Raw genomic sequence first — 19,710 nt, forward strand, 5'->3', positions numbered from 1 at the left:
CCTCAATGCACCTCTCTAATGTCCATGTTGCAGGAACAGAGGGCTTTCTACGAAACCCTTTGATGTGCGTAGTGCATTTGGTAAGCCAACCCCGTTTTATAGCCTTGCTGTAACTGATCGGGCTTTCCCTTTCCCACTGCTCTCTTGTGGAAAAGTGCGACGCCTCTGTAATGCAACGCCCAAGCGTCCAATAACTCTCTTCAACAACTGATTGATTCAAACACCAGCTTCTCACTGGTATCGTCGTTCTGAATTGTTTATAGGGGATACTTGGAAAATTTGAGCTTGCATTAATGTCTCCTACCAATTTATTAATCTGCATAAGCTCCAGCCGATTGGATTACTTTGCCCCAACGATCAACTTCAGCTTCTACGAATTTTTTGTGACCTGTAGGCGTATTGCGATCATCCTTAATGACTGAAATTCCTAGAGCTTCTTCACGCTTAATAAATTCTGGGTCTTTCAAGGCTACTTTTAAAGCAGAATTTAGCTTTGCAATGATTTCTGGTGGCGTGCCCTTTGGTGCATATAAGCCGTGCCAAACTTGAACGTTGAAATCCTTCAAGCCAGACTCGGATAAGGTTGGTACATTTTTTAGTGCGGGAATTGTTGCTCTCTTAGTACTTGTTACTCCAAATACCTTAACCTTACCGCCCTCAATTTGGGGCACTGAATTAGTCGCCTGCTCGCACATAATGTCTACTTGACCAGCCATCAGATCTGCCATTGCGGGCGCAGTACCCTTATACGGAACAGTTGTTAAATCCGCCTTTAATGCCTGCTGAATCATCAACCCACATAAGTGTGACGCAGAACCAATACCAGCGTTTGCCATATTTAATTTACCACCGCTTGATTCAATGTATTTTCTCAGTTCGGCGAAATTTTTAGCGTCAACTGTTGGCTTTGTAATTAAAGTAGATGGAGCTTCATTTACTAAGCCTAAAAACTCAAAATCATCAGGTACTTTGTAGCTCAATTTTCGATATAGAGCTGGGGCTGTCGCCATGCCAATGTGATGAACCAATAAGGTATAGCCATCAGGCTTTGCATTGGCTACCTTGGCTGCGCCAATAGTTCCACCCGCCCCACCAGTGTTATCAACAACAATGGTTTCTTTAAGTGGCTTGCGAAGAGCCTCGGCTAAATCACGAGCAATCTTATCGGATGGCCCACCGGCTGCGAAAGGAACAACGATCGTAATAGGTCTATCAGGATAATCGGCTAGCGCAAATGGTGTTGAACTAGCAATACCTACCGCTATAAGAACTTTAGTTAATAGCTTCATCTTTATCTCCTCAGATAATTAATGTTTTAAGCAGACAACTCACGCATTACTTTGATCAAATCCGCTTTGCCCTCAAATCCAATACCAGGCAAATCAGGCATCGTGATGTAACTGTTTTCCACCTTCACGCCATCAGGGAAACCGCCAAACGGTTGGAATAAGTCGGGATAGCTCTCATTACCGCCCAAGCCCAAACCAGCAGCGATGTTCAATGACATTTGATGACCGCCATGTGGAATGCAACGCTTAGCTGACCAGCCATGCTCTTTAAGCATCTCTAGCGTACGCAGATATTCAACCAAGCCATAGCTCAATGCACAGTCAAACTGAAGGTAGTCGCGGTCTGGGCGCATACCACCGTAACGAATGAGGTTGCGAGCATCTTGCATGGAGAACAAGTCTTCACCAGTTGCCATTGGGTTCTTGTAGTAGCTGCGTAGTGATGCTTGGAGCTCGTAATCCAAGGGATCTCCTGGCTCTTCGTACCAGAACAAGTCGTATTGCGACAATGCTTTTGCGTACTCAATCGCAGTATCACGATCAAAACGACCATTAGCATCTACGCACAACTTCTGACCATCGCCCAATACACTCAAGATTGAGTCAATGCGACGCAAGTCTTCATCTAATGATGCGCCACCAATCTTTTTCTTAACCACTGTGTAACCACGATCAATATAGCTACGCATTTCATCTTTTAGCTTCCCATGGTCTTGACCTGGATAGTAGTAACCACCAGCAGCGTATACAAAGATCTTACGATCTGGTTTTCCATCTCCATAACGGTCAGATAACAATTGGAACAATGGCTTGCCTTCAATCTTGGCAACTGCATCCCAAATAGCCATATCAATAGTTCCCATAGCTACAGAACGCTCGCCGTGACCGCCTGGCTTTTCGTTGGTAAACATCGTCGCCCAAATCTTGTGTGGGTCAAGATTCTTACCAGTGCTATCAAGTAAAGACTCAGGATCAGCTTCCATGATGCGGGGAATAAAGCGCTCACGCATCAAAGTACCCTGACCATAACGGCCATTTGAGTTAAAGCCATAACCCACTACTGGTTTGCCATCACGGATCACATCGGTCATCACAGCCACAAGACTCAAAGTCATCTTGCTAAAGTCAATGTAAGCATTTCGGATAGGCGAACTAATTGGCAGTGTTATTTCTCTAATTTCGGTGATTCTCATGTCTTCTCCAGTAGTTATGAACAACGATGGAAGAATCTTAGGGCCAACTATTTTCTAGCGCCAATGCTGTTTTTCTCGTATCCTATGCTTTGAAAGCATAACTATGAAGACAATGAACTTTACGTGGCTAGAGGACTTCCTAGCCCTAGCCAGCAGCGGTAACTTCTCACGGGCAGCTGAAGAGCGGCACATGACGCAGCCCGCCTTTAGTAGGCGGATACGGGCTTTGGAAGAATGGATCGGGGCAGATTTGTTTAATCGCTCTACTCAGCCAGCGACGCTGACCGATACGGGCACTTGGTTTGAGTCCGTTGCCAAAGACATGATAACTAGAGCAGCAAGAATACCGGGTGAAGCTAGAGCCTTTAATGAGGCGAATTCAAATGCCTTGCGTATTGCCTCGACACACGCGCTGTCATTTACATTCATGCCTAGCTGGTTAAGAGGTCTTGAATCAAAGATCACTATTGGGCAGGTTCAATTAGTTTCGGATGTAATGCAGCGATGTGAAGCTCTATTGCTTGAGAGCCAAGTTCAGTTTCTACTAACCCATTCAAATTCTAATGTTGAGGGCGAGCTTGATAAAGAAAAGTACCCATTTGCAGTCGTTGGCAAAGACACGTTGATTCCTGTCTCAGCACCAAATAAGGCTGGTAATCCCCAGTTCACTTTAGATAAAGCTACGGCTAAGAACCCAATTATGTTGTTGAGCTACAGCCAAGAGTCTGGCATCGGAAGAATTGTTAATGAGATGCATAACAAGCTCACAGACTCACTACCAACCCAGAACATATTTACCGCCCATCTAGCTTCTGTTCTGCGAACAATGGCCTTAGACGCACGTGGTATTGCATGGCTTCCAGAGACATTGATTGCTGAAGATATTGCAAACGGCAAGCTGGTTGAAGCAGCGCCGCATAACTGGTGCATTGAGATGGAGATAAGACTCTATCGCGACAAGGCGACCATTAGCAAGGCAGGCGAGGCATTTTGGGAAGCAATCAAACCCACTAAACAAAGCAAATAGCCAAGCTACTAGAGGCTGCTCATGGCCGAAAGCAGCCATTAAGATTGACGGGTATTTAGCTTAATAAGTCCAGCATTGCAGCTTCATCAATCACTGGAACGCCTAGCTCTTCAGCTTTAGTGAGTTTGCTGCCAGCGTCTGCTCCAGCAACCACATAGTCGGTTTTCTTGGAGACTGATCCAGCGACTTTAGCGCCTGCTTTTTCGAGAAGATCTTTTGCTTCATCACGCGTCATTGTTGGGAATGTACCTGTCAGAACAAAGGTTTTTCCTGCTACGGCTGCGCTGATAACTTTTTCTTCGACAGACAGCTGCATTCCTGAAGCTAAGAGTTGCTCGATCACTTCGCGGTTATGGGCTTCTTCCATGAAGCTGGTGATGGAGTCAGCTACTACGGGGCCAACATCTTTAACTGTTAGCAAGTCTTCGAGATTGGCATCCATCAGGGCGTCCATGGATTGGTAGTGATTGGCCAAGTCTTTGGCGGTTGTCTCACCCACATGGCGAATGCCCAATGCAAAGATGAATCTGGCTAGCGTCGTATTTCTGGATTGATTAATTGCTTGGATTAAATTATCTGCCGACTTCTCACCCATGCGTTCTAGGTTGGCGATTGCAGTAAAGCCCAGGCGGTAAAGATCAGCTGGCGTTCGAACTAAATTGTGATCGACTAATTGGTCAACAATTTTCTCGCCTAGACCCTCAATATCTAACGCTCTTCTGTGAGCAAAATGAATTAAGGCCTGCTTGCGCTGAGCGCCGCAGAATAATCCGCCGCTACAACGCGCAACCGCTTCATCTGCCAAGCGCTCGATATGTGAATCACATACAGGGCAGTGTGTTGGCATTACAAATTCTGCTGCATTAGCTGGTCGACGCTCTTTTACTACCGAAACCACCTCAGGAATCACATCCCCTGCTCGTCTCACTGAAACGGTGTCGCCAATACGTACATCTTTGCGCTTCACTTCGTCTTCATTGTGGAGAGTCGCATTAGTGACAGTGACACCCCCTACTTCCACTGGAGCAAGTCTTGCGACTGGAGTAATGGCGCCTGTACGTCCGACTTGCACATCAATTCCGAGAACGGTAGTTAAGGCTTCTTGCGCTGGGAACTTATGAGCTAAAGCAAAGCGTGGAGCTCTGGATACAAAGCCTAACTTAGCTTGCTCTGCAAAGGAGTTGACCTTATAGACAACTCCATCAATGTCATAAGGCAAAGAATCACGTTTGGCACCTACTTCGTTGTAGAAAGCCAAAATTTCTTCTACAGATTTGAGAACGCGGCGCTCTGAGCAAACTGGCAAACCCAGCTTGACGTAAGCATTGAGCAACTCTTCATGAGTTTTTGGTAGCCACGATTGTGGCTCCAGCGCTCCGAGCCCATAGGCAAAAAATGATAGCGGTCTTTTTGCCGTGATCTTGGAATCGAGTTGGCGTAAGCTCCCTGCTGCTGCATTGCGAGGGTTGGAAAATTCTTTTTCACCCTGAGCAGCGGCTTGCTCATTCATTTTCTGGAAGTCTTTGAGATACATAAAGACTTCACCGCGCACTTCTAATAATTTTGGAATATTGTCACCAGAGAGCTTAAGTGGGATAGCGCGAATCGTTTTGATATTCGCAGTGACATCTTCACCGCTGGCGCCATCACCTCGAGTAGCCGCCCTCACCAATGATCCATCTTCATAGCGCAGGGAGATTGCCAAACCATCAAATTTGAGTTCGCCCGCGTAATCTACATGATCAATATGCAAACCCTCACGACAGCGCCGATCAAAAGCAATCAACTCAGCATCTTCAAACGCATTGTTTAAAGAAAGCATCGGCACGGCATGGGTAACTGAATCAAACTCTTTTAACGCGGTACCACCCACCCTTTGTGAAAGTGAATCTGCAGTAATCCATTCCGGATGAATTGACTCTATCTCGATGAGTTCTCGATATAGACGGTCATACTCGCTATCAGGAACTATAGGGTTATCTAAAACGTAGTAAGCATGCTCAAGGCGCGCCAACTCAGTTTGCAAGAATGCGTAGCGATCCGCTAAGTTTGTCGGACTAGAGGACGACAAAGCGATTCCTTAGCTAAAGAGTCTGCCAGCGGTAGAAGAGCCAGCTGGAACGCCACCCTTCTCAAGATTGGCATACAAAATATCAAGATGCTGGCGAATACTGATCACTGCAGCTTCAGTCAGATTAATGCCGTTGTCATCTACCAAGCGACCGTGGGCAGCCTGGGCAATCTCAATACCTTCACCCAACATACGCTCAAAAGCACGCTCATCATGGGATACCAAAGGTACTTCCAGCAATAGAGTTACTTGTTTGACCGGTGCATTAGGATCAATTTCTGCACTAGTAAAGATAAGTGTGCCATTACTAAAGAACTCATAAGCACGACCATTTCGAGAAAGTCTAAAGCCACGCTTGCGCATCAAGGCATCAAAGTTGGCGCCAGGCGTTGGTTCATCGAACAATACATTGATACTCAATTGAATATCACTCTCAGCAGCCATAGCATCAAGCTCTTTTGCGCTCTCAAGCATAGTGTTCACACTCGGCATATCAATCTGGGAACCCAAGGTTTCTGCAAGCGCTTGAGCGCGTGAACAGAAATCAGATAACTCCAAAACGCCAATTGGGCCTCGACGATTTGCTAACTGAATTGCTAATTGCAACTCAGAATAAGACGCTTCTGGGCGTAAAGCTTCCCAATCTTCAGCGGCATCGACATCTGCATTTAAGCCTTCGCACATCCAACGAGCTGTTGAGCTAGATGGCTCATCAGTCCATGACTTCATTTCATCAAGAATTTCAGCACCGCTAATACCCTCGTCGAAACGCAGAGTGATAACGCAATCGATCCGAGGATCAATTGAAAAAGTTTCTGGGGCGGATACAACTGGGAGGTTTATCTCACCAAAAGAAGGTTCGGAACGCTCTCCAGCCTCAGCAAAGCCCTGGCCAAAAGAAGGCTCTTTGGCAAAACGATCATCAGCAGAGTATTCGCCAGCTGCTTTTGCCTTACGGCGTGCGCGAGCGTACTTAAGATTAAGAATGGCTACTGCTATGAGAATCAGTAGGCCAATAACAGCTAAAGCGAGCTGCAAGTCAGACAAACCTAACATTGTCATGAATTGCTCTAGATCCACTTAAGCTGCCTCCACCATAGATACCGCAGAAGAAATATCCACCGCCACAATACGAGATACACCCTGCTCTTGCATGGTGACACCAATCAACTGATGCGCAATTTCCATAGTGATCTTGTTATGTGAGATGAACACAAATTGAGTCTTATTAGACATTTTGGCAACCATCTGCGCATAACGCAAGGTATTCGCATCATCCAAAGGTGCATCAACCTCATCGAGCAAACAGAACGGTGCAGGATTGAGGAGGAATAAGGAGAAGACTAAGGCAATCGCGGTCAAGGCCTTTTCACCACCAGAAAGTAAGTAGATAGAGCTATTCTTCTTGCCTGGAGGTTGAGCCATCACTTGCACGCCAGCGTCGAGAATCTCTTCACCTGTCATTACCAACTCAGCATGACCACCACCGAATAACTCAGGGAATAGTTTTCCGAAATGGGTATTGACCTGATCAAAGGTGCCCTGCAAGAGATCACGGGTTTCCGCATCGATCTTGGCAATCGCATCCGTCAAAGTCTGCATTGCTTCGTTCAAGTCAGCAGACTGCGCATCCAAGAACTGCTTGCGCTCACGTGAGCTAGATAACTCATCCAAGGCAGCCATATTGACTGGGCCCAAAGATTGAATCTCTGAGTTGAGGCGATTGACCTCGGTTTGTAAGGCACCCACTTTGAGATCAGGACTAAAGCTAGCTTCTAATGCAGTGAGGTCTGCTTCAGCATCTGACAGTAAGGTTGCAAACTGTTCAAAGTTCAAACGGGCAGCCTGTTCACGCAACTGTAAATCGACCACTTTGTCACGCATTGGCTGAAGGCTACGCTCAATCTGTAAACGCACTTCATCCGCTTCGCGCAATTGATGCAATAACGCATCTTGTTCTGTACGTGCATTTGCTAATGCGGCTTCGCGAGCACTGCGAGCCAATAGGAGGCCCTGTAATTTATCTTGCGCCTCTTCATCACTTAGTGTTTCAAGCTCTTGCTCTGAAGTGGCCTGCTTATCCTGAATCTCCATAATCTGCACGCGCGCAGTACTTTGATCACGTTGCAAATCTGCAATACGCTGCTGCAAGGAACGGGTAGCAAATGCCGCCTCTTGAGCTGACATCTCGGATGAGCGCAAAGCTTCACGTAGACGATCACGCTCTTGAGTAGCTAACTCGAGTTTTTCTTGGGCAATAGCCAGGTTTTCTTGCAAGCCTTGCTTAGATTCCTCTGACTGAGCAAGCTCTTCAGCCGATTGCTCTTGAGTCTGAATTAATTGCTCCATTTGTTGGCGCAACTCACTTAACTCACCCTGAATTTGTTCAGCGCGTTGGCTGTACTTTTCTTCAGCTTGAGTTAACTGCATTCTTTCTACTTCAAAGCCGTGCACTTCTTGTACGGCTTGCTCAGCAGCAATGCGGGTTTGCTCAGCAGCTTGGTGTGCAGCCTGATAGTTGGCAACACATTGATCCAACTCACCTTGCAATTCACTTTGAATTAACTTCTGTGCGCGTAATTGCTTCTCGAGACCTTCCATCTCTTGAGCACGCGCCAACATACCAGCCTGCTCGGAGTCGGCTGCATACAACTGCACGCCCACACGACTGACCAAATGACCTTGTTGGGTAACAAAAGCACCGCCAGCAGGTAACTTCTCGCGACGATGCAGAGCATCTTCCAAGCTATTGGCAATATAGATGTTATCTAACCACTCTTGCAATACAGCGGCAACACCTGGCGCACCTGCGCTCTGAACACGAGTCAACAAAGGTGTGAAATCCGCTGGCACATTAGTATGCGCAGGAGAAATATCTTCTGTTAACAAAATTGCTAAACGGCTGGGAGGGGCATCATTTGCTAGAGCCAAAGTTTCTTGAACGCTCTTCGCTGTAACGGCAGCCAAGCGCTCACGCAATACAGACTCTAGGGCAGCTTCCCAACCACTCTCTACTTTGAGCTCTTGCCACAAACGCTTGCTCTCTTTTAAGCCTTTGCTCTCAAGCCATGGGCCGATTTTGCCTTGGGCTTGAACGCTGGCTTGCAATGCAGTTAATGCAGTGAGCTTTGCTTCGGTTTGAGCCAACTCTTGGTTAGCCGACTGAATTTGTTGTTGCGCAGTGTTGCGAGCCTCATCCGCAGCTGGAACGCGTTGTTGCGCTTCGCCTGCTTTTTGTCTTGCTTCGTCGACTTTGCGCTGTGCCATTGCATGGCGATCGATTGCCATTTGCAATGCTTCAGCATCAGGTCTGCGCATACCTGCAAGCTCAGCCTCAAGACGGGTATCGCGCCCTTTGAGCTCTTCTACTTGAGTAGTAATAGCTTTAACACGCTCACCTAAACTCGCCAAGCGCTGATCAATCGTTGCTAAGTTCTCACGGGCATCATTGAGTTCACGTGCATGAATTTGATAAGCCTCTTCGCGGGCCGGCATTTGCTCTTGCAAGCCAGATAAATCCGCTACTAATGTTTGCTCTTTTTCAGCAGCTAAGCTGAGCTCTTGCTCAGCAGTACGTTGTGCTTGGGCAGCATCTGTTTCTTGTACAGTCCAACGCTGCAGTTGGGCTTGTAAATCTTGAGATTGCTGTTGCAAACGCTGACGTGCTTCTTGCACGTAACGAATCTGTGACTCTACTTGACTGACATCAGCATTGGTTTGATACAAATCACCTTGCGCTTCAGAAACCTTATCTTGCAATGCGTATTGTTGTGTGCGCATCGTCTCAAGCTCAGTTTCAGCATGACGCATTTTTGCGGTCTGCTCTTCTAAGCCTACTTGAGTGTCACGAATACCATTGGCATGACGTTCTTGCTCTTTACCAGCCTCAGTCTGACGAACAAACCAGAGCAACTGTTGCTGCGACTTCATCTCTGTGGACAGTTCAGCATGGCGCTCAGCAACAGTCGCCTGCTTCTCTAAGCGAGTTACCTGCTGATCGAGCTCGCGCAGAATGTCTTCTACGCGCACTAAGTTTTCTTTTGTGTCTTCTAGACGTGAAGCAGTCTCTTTGCGACGCTCTTTGTATTTTGAAACGCCGGCAGCTTCTTCCAAGAACACACGTAACTCTTCTGGCTTGGCTTCCAAGATGCGGTTGATGGTGCCCTGCCCAATGATGGCATAGCCTCTTGGACCCATACCCGTACCCAAGAAAATATCTTGAATATCTTTGCGACGAACAACTTGATTGTTCACGTAATAGCTAGAATTACCATCTCGCGTCAGAACACGTTTAATACCCAATTCTGTAAAAGCACTCCACTGACCTTGAGCGCGCCCTTCTGAATTATCAAAAATGAGCTCCACACTGGCACGGCCAGATGGTTTACGTAAACCAGAACCATTAAAAATAACGTCCTGCATCGATTCGCCACGCAACTCACTAGCGCGAGACTCACCCAAAACCCAACGAACAGCGTCAATAATGTTCGACTTTCCGCAGCCGTTAGGGCCCACAACACCGATCAATTGACCTGGCATTTCAAAGTGGGTTGGATCGACGAATGACTTAAAGCCGGAAAGTTTGATGGATTTCAGTTGCACGGCGTACTTTGCAGGGAAAAAAGGGGTTCAAATAAGGGGGTAAAAATTATTACTAAAGTGGGAAGATGATAGCAAGCTTAGGGCTCCTCACACGGGTTTTTGCCCCACCGATATAATGATTAATCTACTTCCAGGGGCAAAACCCCTTAACAATCTGATAGTTAACCGAAAAGCATGAGCCAATCACCACAAAGCATCATCGAACAAGCCTGGGAAAACCGCGCAAACCTCTCTCCTGAAGCCGTTTCCGGGGAAATCCGCAACGCCGTGAACGCTGTTCTCGAAGGCCTAAATACAGGCAGCATTCGTGTGGCTGAACGCCGTAGCGTCGGCAAATGGGAAGTAAACCAGTGGGTAAAGAAGGCAGTTTTGCTATCTTTCCGCCTGGAAGACAACAAACCCATGGGTGCTGGTGGCTATACCCAGTTCTACGACAAGGTGCCAAGCAAGTTTGAGCACTACACGGCAGAAGACTTCGCCAATGGCGGATTCCGCGTAGTTCCCCCTGCAATGGCTCGCCGCGGCTCATTTATTGGCAAAAACGCTGTTTTAATGCCTTCCTACGTCAATATTGGCGCTTATGTCGGTGAAGGCACCATGGTTGATACCTGGGCAACGGTAGGCTCATGCGCCCAAATCGGTAAAAACGTTCACCTTTCTGGTGGCGTTGGCATTGGTGGTGTTTTAGAGCCAATCCAAGCTGGCCCAGTCATTATTGAAGATAACTGCTTTATCGGCGCCCGCTCTGAGGTCGTTGAAGGTGTCGTTATTGAAGAAAACGCCGTGCTTTCTATGGGTGTTTATATTGGTCAAAGCACCAAGATCTACGACCGCGAAACTGGTGAAATTCATTATGGCCGTGTGCCAGCAGGCTCTGTTGTGGTCCCAGGCTCACTTCCATCAGCTTGCGGCAAGTACAGCCTGTACGCTGCGATCATTGTGAAGAAGGTCGATGCCCAAACTAGAGCAAAGACCGCCATTAACGAACTCTTGCGTGATTAAGTTAGATCTATGAGCGCTACCCTCGAGTTAACTGAAGCCCTCATCTCCTGCCGCTCGGTCACTCCAGCGGACGGTGGCTGTCAGGAGCTCATTGCCCATCGGCTTCAAGCAATTGGTTTTCATACAGAAAGCGTTATCAGTGGTCCCGAGAATTTCCAGGTCACTAATCTTTGGGCAATCAAAAAAGGTACATCAGGCGATCAAGGTGAAGTCTTAATGTTTGCTGGCCACACTGATGTGGTGCCTACTGGCCCATTGGAAAAGTGGACTAATGATCCATTTACCCCAACCATTCGAGATGGCATGCTCTACGGTCGTGGCGCTGCGGACATGAAGACCTCGTTAGCTGCCTTTGTGGTCGCCACAGAAGAATTTGTCATTACCCACCCCAATCACAAAGGCTCGATTGCCTTTTTAATTACCAGTGATGAAGAAGGTCCAGCGAACGATGGCACCGTCATCATGTGTGAGCGCTTGCAAAAGCATGGTCAGCGTTTAGATTACTGCGTGATTGGTGAACCAACTTCTGTTGATCAACTAGGCGACATGATTAAAAATGGTCGTCGAGGCTCACTCTCAGGCAAGCTTCGAATCAAGGGTATTCAGGCGCATATTGCCTACCCTCACCTTGGCAAAAATCCCATTCATATCTCCTCACCTGCGATTCAGGCACTAGTTGAGACTGAGTGGGACAAGGGTAATGAATATTTCCAGCCAACCAGCTTTCAGATTTCCAATATTCATGCGGGCACTGGTGCGAACAACGTCATTCCAGGCGAGTTGGTAGTGGATTTCAACTTCCGCTTCTCCACTGAGAGCAAACCAGAAGAGTTGCGTAGCCGCCTAGAAGCAATTCTTAGCGCCGCTGGTCTTGAGTTTGAAGTTGATTGGGTCTTAGGCGGCAGTCCATTTATCACTGGTGATGGCGCCCTTGCTGGCGCTCTACGCAAAGCCATCAAATCCGAAACCAAAATCGATACTGAACTCTCTACCACTGGCGGCACGAGTGATGGCCGCTTCATTGCAAAGATTTGCAAAGAGGTTGTTGAGTTTGGCCCGATTAATGCGACGAGCCACAAAATTGATGAGTGTGTGAATGTGGATGATGTTGTGCCACTCAAAAATATCTTCCGCAAGACTCTCGAGCAACTCGTTGCTTAAACATATTCAGCTAATTACTTCCGACATCAATTCCTAATGGATCCTGCGCCCCAGCAATCTCTATCTCTTGATCAATGCATTGATCAAATTGCACAACGACTAGAAGCGGCAGATTTACATTACGGTCATGGCGCCATCGATGCGCAAAGTGAAGCTCTGTGGATTGTCAGCAAACAACTAGATCTCAGCCCTGCTGATGCACTCGATCACTTAGAGCAGATCATGACTGCCGAGCAAATTGCTAGCGGTTTTGAGGTTGCACAAACTCGCATCTCTACACGCAAGCCCTTGGCGTATATCTTGGGTGAGGCCTGGTTGATGGGTGTGCCATTTTTCTCTAGCGAGCAGAGCATTGTTCCCCGCTCATGGATTGCAGAACTTATCGTAGATGGCTCACTAGAGCCTTGGTTGCCTGCCGATGGCAAAGCGCTCGATCTTTGCACTGGCAATGGCTCTCTAGCGATTTTGCTGGCTTTATCCTGCCCAGATATTCATGTCAGTGCTTGTGACATTAGCTTGCCTGCATTAGCAGTGGCATCTCGCAACCTGGATCGCCATGGTCTCACCTCTCAAGTAGAACTTTTTGAAGGTGATCTCTGGGATGCGCTACCAGAGCCCCACGAAGATAATCTTTTTGACCTGATCATTTGCAACCCGCCTTACGTCAACGCCAATTCCATGAACGCCCTACCCGCTGAATATCATGCAGAGCCTGCCCTCGCATTAGCAGGCGGTGATGACGGCATGGATCTCATTCGCAAGATTATTGCTGGTGCTCCCGACTACTTATCTGAGCGTGGTGCCATTCTGATTGAGATTGGCAATGAGTATGAGCACTTTAAAAAGGCATTCCCACAGATCCCTGTCATTTGGATGGAAGTGTCTGCAGGCGATGAGCAAGTCCTACTCATTCAAGCGGAAGACTTGCGTTAACTTATTGATGTCTTAGCTGAGTTCTGCAGCCGCAGAGATAGCTTGATCAATTCGCTCTACTGGTATCACCCTTAATCCCGGAATCTTTGTCTTTGGCATATTGGCCTTGGGAATAATTGCCACCGTGAAGCCAAGCTTAGCTGCTTCTTTCAGGCGCTCCTGGCCCCGTGGGCAAGGACGAATCTCTCCAGCCAAACCAACCTCACCAAAAACAATTAACTCTTTAGGCAAGGCTTTATTCCGAATCGAAGATTGGATTGCCAATAACACTGCCAAGTCAGCCGCTGGCTCGGAGATCTTCACGCCACCCACTGCGTTTAAGAAGACGTCTTGATCAAAGCACGCTACACCAGCATGACGATGCAAGACTGCCAAGAGCATTGCAAGGCGAGCTTGCTCCAAACCAACTGCTAAGCGACGTGGATTGGGAATATGCGCCGTATCTACTAAAGCCTGAATTTCTACCAAGAGTGGGCGACTACCCTCTTGCGTTACCAATACACAGGCGCCGGGCACCATCTCCGCATGTTGGGATAGAAAAATGGCAGAAGGATTAGCGACGCCACGCAAACCTTTTTCAGTCATAGCAAAGACGCCGAGCTCATTGACTGCACCAAAACGGTTTTTAATCGAGCGAACCAATCTAAATGAAGAGTGCGTATCACCCTCAAAGTAGAGAACTGTATCAACAATGTGCTCGAGCACACGGGGACCAGCTAAGTGACCATCTTTTGTCACATGCCCTACCATCAGGACACAGATGCCACTGGATTTAGCAGCTCTCGTCAGTTGCGCAGCACACTCACGCACTTGCGCAACAGAACCTGGAGCTGAACTCAATACTTCTGAGTACAGGGTTTGAATAGAGTCCACCACTAAGACCTGAGGCTTCACCGTATCCATAATGGATAAGAGTTTTTCCAGCTGAATCTCTGCCAGCACTTCTAATTGAGGGGCATCCAATGCGATCCGTTTTGCACGTAATGCGATTTGCGCAGCCGATTCTTCACCGCTACTGTAAAGAACATTCATGCCAGCAGCACTCATCTCTGCAAGCGCCTGTAGCAGTAAGGTGGATTTACCGATACCTGGATCACCGCCTAACAAAACAACCCCACCAGGAACTAATCCGCCACCCAACACACGATCAAACTCTTCGACACCAGTACTAAAGCGCGGGAGATCTTCGGCCGAAATGGCAGAAAGTTTTTGGCGAGGAAGTGACTGGGCCAAACCCTGAAAGCGGGTATTGGAGCTCGCCTCAGGCAAACCTTCTTCCAGCGTATTCCATGCCTGGCATGAAGGGCATTGCCCTTGCCACTTAGCAGAGGTTCCACCACATGACTGACAGATATAGATTGTTTTAATCTTGGCCAAAGTATTACCTAGTAATTAATAAGTGAGTGCAGCAGTAAAAATCAATTAATCGAGCTGTGTGCCCGCTTTATTCTCTTGAGCACGCTTAGGTGCATCTTTGCGACGTTGCTCAACATCTGCCGCACGAGCAGCTGCTGCCTTTTGCTTCTCTTCAAATTCTTTCTGATTGGCTGCACGCTCAGCCGCTTTTTCAGCAGAGGCACGTTCAGCGATCTTAGCGGCATCGCGCTGATCCTTAATGCTGGCACGCAACTTACGCTGGACTTTATGCAACTCGACTTCTTGTGCGCGAATCGGATCAATCTCTTTGCGGTACTGGGCACGAGAATCTTTCAAGCAACTGTTCACCCAATACTTTTGATAGCACTCAGAGTTGGTTTTTTCCCAGCGGTACTTAGCCCAATCGCGTTGTAACTCCAGCTCACGTTCAATTTTGTCGAGCTGCTCAAGCTGAGCTTCTTCGGCAGGAGTAGCCAGCACTAAAGTGCTGAAGGAGCACACCAGCAGGAACGCTCCTGATGAAATAAGCGAGCGCAAGTTGACAGGCTTTATCAAATTTCCACCTTTGCGCCCAGCTCAACTATGCGATTAGCAGGAATCTTGAAGAAGTCGGATTGGCGACCAGCATTTTGATACATCCAACAGAACAGGCGTTCACGCCATATTGCCATTCCCGGAATTGCTGATGGAACGATCGTATCGCGCGACAAGAAGAATGAAGTGTTCATTAAATCAAACTTCATACCGAAAGTCTTCTCAATCAAATCAATGATGGAGCCCATATCTGGAGTTTCTTTAAAACCATAGATAGCGCGTACTACATGGATGTTGCCACCAAGATCCTTCATAGTGATGCGCTCTTCATCGCTGACATAAGGTACATCCCAAATGCTGACCTTCAAGAAGAAAACTCGCTCATGTAGAACGTGGTTATGTTTAAGGTTGTGCAAGAAAGAAACTGGCAGGTAATCAACATGCGCCGTGAGGAATACAGCAGTACCCTCTACACGATGTGGTGGGTGCTTGAGCAAGGATTCAATGAAACTACCCAGCTGAATACCCTCTTCCATAGCGCGCTTACGCAAAATCTGACGGCCCCTGAACCAAGTAATGAGACAGGTAAAGCACAATAAACCGAGCGCTAATGGATACCAACCACCATCTTTAATCTTAATTAAATTGGCAGTCCAGAATGCAAGGTCAACTACGAAGAAGGCGATCGTGACTAAGCTCACCAAAATGATGTTCATCTTCCACTCACGGAACATCACTACAGCTAGCAGAATGGTTGTAATCAGCATGGTTGTAGTCACTGAAATACCGTATGCCGCTGCCAGATTCATAGAACCTTTAAAGGAAACAACCGTTGCAACCACCATGAAGAGTAGGGCCCAGTTCACAATCGGAATATAAATCTGTCCTTGCTCAGAATCGGATGTGTGCAAGATATTCATACGCGGCATAAAACCAAGCAAGATAGCCTGACTTACCAGCGAGTAAGCGCCAGAGATAACGGCCTGCGAAGCAATCACAGTAGCAACAGTAGCTAAACCCACTGTTGGCCACAAAGCCCAATCTGGAACCATTAAATAGAACGGGTTTTTAATCGCCTCTGGGTTAGATAGAACTAAAGCACCTTGACCTAAATAATTAATTAACAAGCTAGGTAGCACTACGAGTAACCAGGCGTAACGCACTGGGGTACGCCCAAAGTGACCCATATCTAAGTACAGTGCCTCAACACCAGTCACAACCAATACAACTGCACCCATCACAATATAAGCAGTGGTTGGATGGTCGATGATGAAACGCACGGCAAACGCAGGATTAAATGCCTCAATGATCTGAGGTGCTTCCCCGATATTAATAATACCCAATACAGCGAGAGTTAAAAACCATACCAAGGTAACCGGTCCAAATAACTTACCTACGGCTGCAGTGCCTTGCTTCTGTATCAGGAACAAGGCAACCAAAATTACCAATGAAATCGGAATAATGAATTTATGCAAAGCGGGTGCGGCAATCTCAATACCCTCTACTGCAGATAAAACAGAAATTGCCGGCGTGATAACAGACTCACCTAACAGCATGCATGCACCAAACATGCCGATAATCATGAAGAAGAAGTAACTTTTTGATTTGCTATCAAAGGAGCGTAGGGCAAGAGCCATCAGCGAGAGAACGCCACCCTCCCCCTTGTTATCTGCTCGCATAACGAACAAGACATACTTCACTGTCACGACCAAAATCAGGGCCCAGATCATCATGGAGATCACACCAAAGAGTGCCTCTGGTGTGAATGCAATACCATGCTGTGGATCAAAACATTCTTTCAGCGCATAGAGCGGACTGGTACCAATGTCACCGAAGACAACTCCAATCGCCGCAAGCATCATGACGCCGAGGCTTTTTTTATGCTCGCCGCCTGTTCCATGAACCTCAACTGGGTTCAAAAGTGTGGAGCTAGAAAACTCTGGATTGCTAATGGACATCTCAAAACCTTAAGGTGATGTTGCACGGCAATATGTTACTCCTTATGCAGGTTGACTCAGGGAGGATATTGACCCCTCAAAACCGCTTATTTAAGCTCTATTTACAGGTATATCTCGACAGAGAGCCCTAAAAAATGGTAGAATTTCAGCTTCAGACGCGGGGTGGAGCAGTCTGGCAGCTCGTCGGGCTCATAACCCGAAGGTCGTAGGTTCAAATCCTGCCCCCGCAACCAGTATTCATAAGGCTTTCAGGTTAATCGACTTGAAAGCCTTTTTACTTTTCTTGGCCCTCGTAGACGCATCGTAGACAAATAATGGCAAAGGGACCCCCTCAATTTACGTAAAGAACGTTTTTGAGAGGTTTACAGTCGTTCAGCTCGCTACAGCGAGACGAACTACTTACAATGAAAGTAATTAAATTGATAACAAATTCAACATGTCAAATGAAGCATTTGCCAGAGCAAAAATTGATGACCTTCTAAAGGATGTTGGCTGGAACATTACCGATGGAATTAGCGTAAGGTTTGAACATCCGCTTGATGGAACCATGAGGGCGGATTATGTTTTGAATGATCGTCACGGGAGGCCATTAGCCGTCATTGAGGCAAAGAAGGCCTCAATCAACCCTGCTCAAGCAGCAGATCAGGCACTTGCTTATGCGAAAGTATTAAATATTCCCTTGATCTTTTTGACAAATGGTGAAGAAATTCGTTTTTGGGATTATAAAAACGAGGCTCATCCAAGATTAGTAAAGACTTTCTTTAGTCAGCCTGACTTGGAGAGACAGTCAGCGGCTAAAACTCTGAAAGTAGATCTATTAACTATTCCAATTGATTCCAAGATTGCTAGTCGTGATTATCAGCACGAATGTATAGATGCCGTATGTAAGGAAATATCTTTAGGTCGCCGAAAGATGTTGATTGAGATGGCTACCGGCACAGGCAAGACTAGAACTGCTGGAGCTTTAATTAAGAGACTACTTCAAGCCAATCAAGCAACCAGAGTGTTATTTTTAGTTGATCGTATTACTCTTGCGAAACAAACCGAAGATGTGTTCGCTGAAGTATTAAGAGACTACCCCGCCTATGTGTTGAGAGCTGGTCGAGTTGTTGAAGATCAAAAAGTGATCACAATTTCAACTCTACAGACAATGATCAATGAATATCACAAATTTTCATCAGGTTATTTTGATCTAGTAATAAGTGACGAGTGCCATAGATCAATCTATGGTCAGTGGAGCGGCGTTCTTAAGCACTTCGATGGAATTCAAATCGGTTTAACGGCTACGCCTTGTATTGCTAGCGATGAAGTAGAAACAGATGATGACAAGTTTGTTAAAGATACCCTTCGCTTTTTTGAGGTGACTGAGCCAACTTATAAGTATCAAATGAAGCAAGCAATTGATGAGGGGTATCTGGTTCCTTATCACATCTATAAAGCAAAAACAGTAAAAACAGCAAGCGAGGAGGGCTTTCCAGTTAAGCGTAAAGAGTTAGATTGGTCAGCAATGGATGCTGAAACTTCAGCAACTTTTGAAGAGCTGTTTGAGGGAAAAAAAGAAATCATTGTAGATCCAAGCGCCTTGGAAAGAAAATTCACTATCCCAGAGCGAAATCGCTCTATGGTTCGTGAATTCAGAAGGGTTCTCGAAGACGGATTTACATCAAAAGATGGCGTAAAAAGGTACCCTCTTGATGGTAAGACAATTGTTTTTGCTGTTAATAAGCGCCATGCTGAAACGCTTGCCCAAATGTTTGATCAAGAGTTTGCTGATAAAAAGCCAAGTCCTGATGTTAGGTATGCTGATTTTGTTGTTTCTGATTCAGGCGCTGACGATACGATAGATGCCTATACAAAGATAAAGAGATTCAAGGATGAAGAGCTTCCAAAGATCCTTGTAAGTGTGAATATGCTTGACACAGGCTTTGATTGTCCTGAAGTTGTTAATTTAGTGATGGCCCGTTTTACTAAGAGCGCTATTCTTTATCAGCAAATGAGAGGTCGAGGCACTCGTAAGGCTGATCATATTCATAAATCACTCTTCACGATTTTTGATTTTGTGGGTGTTACGGATTATCACAAGGATAATGAGGGCAAAACTGAAGGTGGTTATGTAGTGATTAGTAAGCCACCTGAGCAGCCACAAGGTAAAACAAGGAAGTTGCTCGTATTGGACGTAAATGATTACATTGATCCCTCTAGTAGAGAGTGGGTAACCTTAGACGATGAGGGTAACTATATTTTCACAACCGAACAACAGGTAAGGGCAAATAAACTTGGACTAAAGTTCGAGGCTTGGATTGGCGTTAATAGATTCAACAGTGATCAACTCAGATTACTGAAGATTATGGCTGAGCAGATTAAAGCTAATGTTGAAACAATTACAGAGTGGGATGAATATCTTTTTGTGAATCCTCCATTCTCCTCAATGGGCGGTATTCAGAGGGCGATACAAATCTTTGGCGGCAAAGCAGGACTTGACGCTATGATTAGAAGCCTTAATAAAACTCTCTTCGATAATATTGATACAGTCTACGCTGACAATCAGGCGCTAATAAATTAG

The 19,710-nt window shown here is 46.5% G+C and carries 13 protein-coding genes and 1 tRNA gene; 6 read left to right on the forward strand and 8 right to left on the reverse strand.

Features of this window, described 5'->3' with window-relative positions; genetic code table 11:
- Positions 1-311: 311 nt before the first annotated feature.
- Together A2X74_RS00095 and A2X74_RS00100 are read right to left on the reverse strand one after the other, a co-directional pair.
- Complete coding sequence (locus A2X74_RS00095) at positions 312-1,289, reverse strand: tripartite tricarboxylate transporter substrate-binding protein (RefSeq protein WP_293627178.1); 978 nt, start codon at positions 1,287-1,289, stop codon at positions 312-314.
- Between the two features lie 26 nt (positions 1,290-1,315).
- Complete coding sequence (locus A2X74_RS00100; RefSeq protein WP_293627180.1) at positions 1,316-2,482, reverse strand: mandelate racemase/muconate lactonizing enzyme family protein; 1,167 nt, start codon at positions 2,480-2,482, stop codon at positions 1,316-1,318.
- 103 nt (positions 2,483-2,585) lie between these two features.
- Between A2X74_RS00100 and A2X74_RS00105 the strand changes: the two genes are divergently transcribed.
- On the forward strand, positions 2,586-3,509 hold the full coding sequence (locus A2X74_RS00105; RefSeq protein ID WP_363925291.1) for a LysR family transcriptional regulator: 924 nt from the start codon (positions 2,586-2,588) through the stop codon (positions 3,507-3,509).
- 55 nt (positions 3,510-3,564) lie between these two features.
- On the opposite strand, the gene ligA is transcribed toward A2X74_RS00105, so the two are convergent.
- Genes ligA through smc form a run of 3 tightly spaced genes read right to left on the reverse strand, consistent with a single transcriptional unit; the run spans position 3,565 to position 10,182 of the window.
- Complete coding sequence (ligA, locus tag A2X74_RS00110) at positions 3,565-5,580, reverse strand: NAD-dependent DNA ligase LigA (protein ID WP_293627182.1); 2,016 nt, start codon at positions 5,578-5,580, stop codon at positions 3,565-3,567.
- A gap of 9 nt (positions 5,581-5,589) precedes the next feature.
- The gene (locus tag A2X74_RS00115) at positions 5,590-6,642 is read right to left on the reverse strand and encodes a cell division protein ZipA C-terminal FtsZ-binding domain-containing protein (RefSeq protein WP_293627184.1); all 1,053 of its coding nucleotides are present in this window, start codon (positions 6,640-6,642) and stop codon (positions 5,590-5,592) included.
- An 18-nt stretch (positions 6,643-6,660) separates the two neighbouring features.
- The gene (smc, locus tag A2X74_RS00120) at positions 6,661-10,182 is read right to left on the reverse strand and encodes a chromosome segregation protein SMC (protein ID WP_293627186.1); all 3,522 of its coding nucleotides are present in this window, start codon (positions 10,180-10,182) and stop codon (positions 6,661-6,663) included.
- 174 nt (positions 10,183-10,356) lie between these two features.
- On the opposite strand from smc, the gene dapD reads away from it, so the two are divergent.
- From dapD to prmB, 3 genes are read left to right on the forward strand one after another with little or no spacing between them, the layout of a single operon-like run.
- Positions 10,357-11,184, forward strand: coding sequence for a 2,3,4,5-tetrahydropyridine-2,6-dicarboxylate N-succinyltransferase (dapD, locus tag A2X74_RS00125; protein ID WP_215333495.1), 828 nt, complete (start codon positions 10,357-10,359; stop codon positions 11,182-11,184).
- Positions 11,185-11,193: 9 nt separating this feature from the next.
- Entirely contained in the window at positions 11,194-12,345 is a 1,152-nt protein-coding gene (dapE, locus tag A2X74_RS00130) for a succinyl-diaminopimelate desuccinylase (RefSeq protein ID WP_299763938.1), read from the forward strand.
- Between the two features lie 36 nt (positions 12,346-12,381).
- A complete protein-coding gene (gene prmB / locus A2X74_RS00135) occupies positions 12,382-13,278 on the forward strand; it encodes a 50S ribosomal protein L3 N(5)-glutamine methyltransferase (protein WP_293627191.1) in 897 nt (298 codons plus the stop codon).
- Between the two features lie 12 nt (positions 13,279-13,290).
- On the opposite strand, the gene radA is transcribed toward prmB, so the two are convergent.
- From radA to A2X74_RS00150, 3 genes are read right to left on the reverse strand one after another with little or no spacing between them, the layout of a single operon-like run.
- Positions 13,291-14,655 (reverse strand): DNA repair protein RadA, encoded by a 1,365-nt coding sequence (gene radA, locus A2X74_RS00140; protein ID WP_293627193.1) that lies wholly within the window; start codon positions 14,653-14,655, stop codon positions 13,291-13,293.
- Positions 14,656-14,700: 45 nt separating this feature from the next.
- Positions 14,701-15,156: a hypothetical protein gene (locus A2X74_RS00145; protein WP_293627195.1), complete on the reverse strand. Its 456-nt coding sequence runs from the start codon at positions 15,154-15,156 to the stop codon at positions 14,701-14,703.
- A 50-nt stretch (positions 15,157-15,206) separates the two neighbouring features.
- On the reverse strand, positions 15,207-17,048 hold the full coding sequence (locus tag A2X74_RS00150) for a potassium transporter Kup (RefSeq protein WP_293627812.1): 1,842 nt from the start codon (positions 17,046-17,048) through the stop codon (positions 15,207-15,209).
- A gap of 255 nt (positions 17,049-17,303) precedes the next feature.
- On the opposite strand from A2X74_RS00150, the gene A2X74_RS00155 reads away from it, so the two are divergent.
- Together A2X74_RS00155 and A2X74_RS00160 are read left to right on the forward strand one after the other, a co-directional pair.
- Positions 17,304-17,380: transfer RNA gene (locus tag A2X74_RS00155), tRNA-Met, on the forward strand.
- Between the two features lie 203 nt (positions 17,381-17,583).
- Positions 17,584-19,710 carry a DEAD/DEAH box helicase family protein gene (locus tag A2X74_RS00160; protein ID WP_293627197.1) on the forward strand — a complete coding sequence of 709 codons (2,127 nt, stop codon included), beginning with the start codon at positions 17,584-17,586 and terminating at the stop codon, positions 19,708-19,710.

This window comes from Polynucleobacter sp. GWA2_45_21 (assembly GCF_001830325.1).
In the GTDB taxonomy this organism is placed as follows: Bacteria; Pseudomonadota; Gammaproteobacteria; order Burkholderiales; family Burkholderiaceae; genus Polynucleobacter.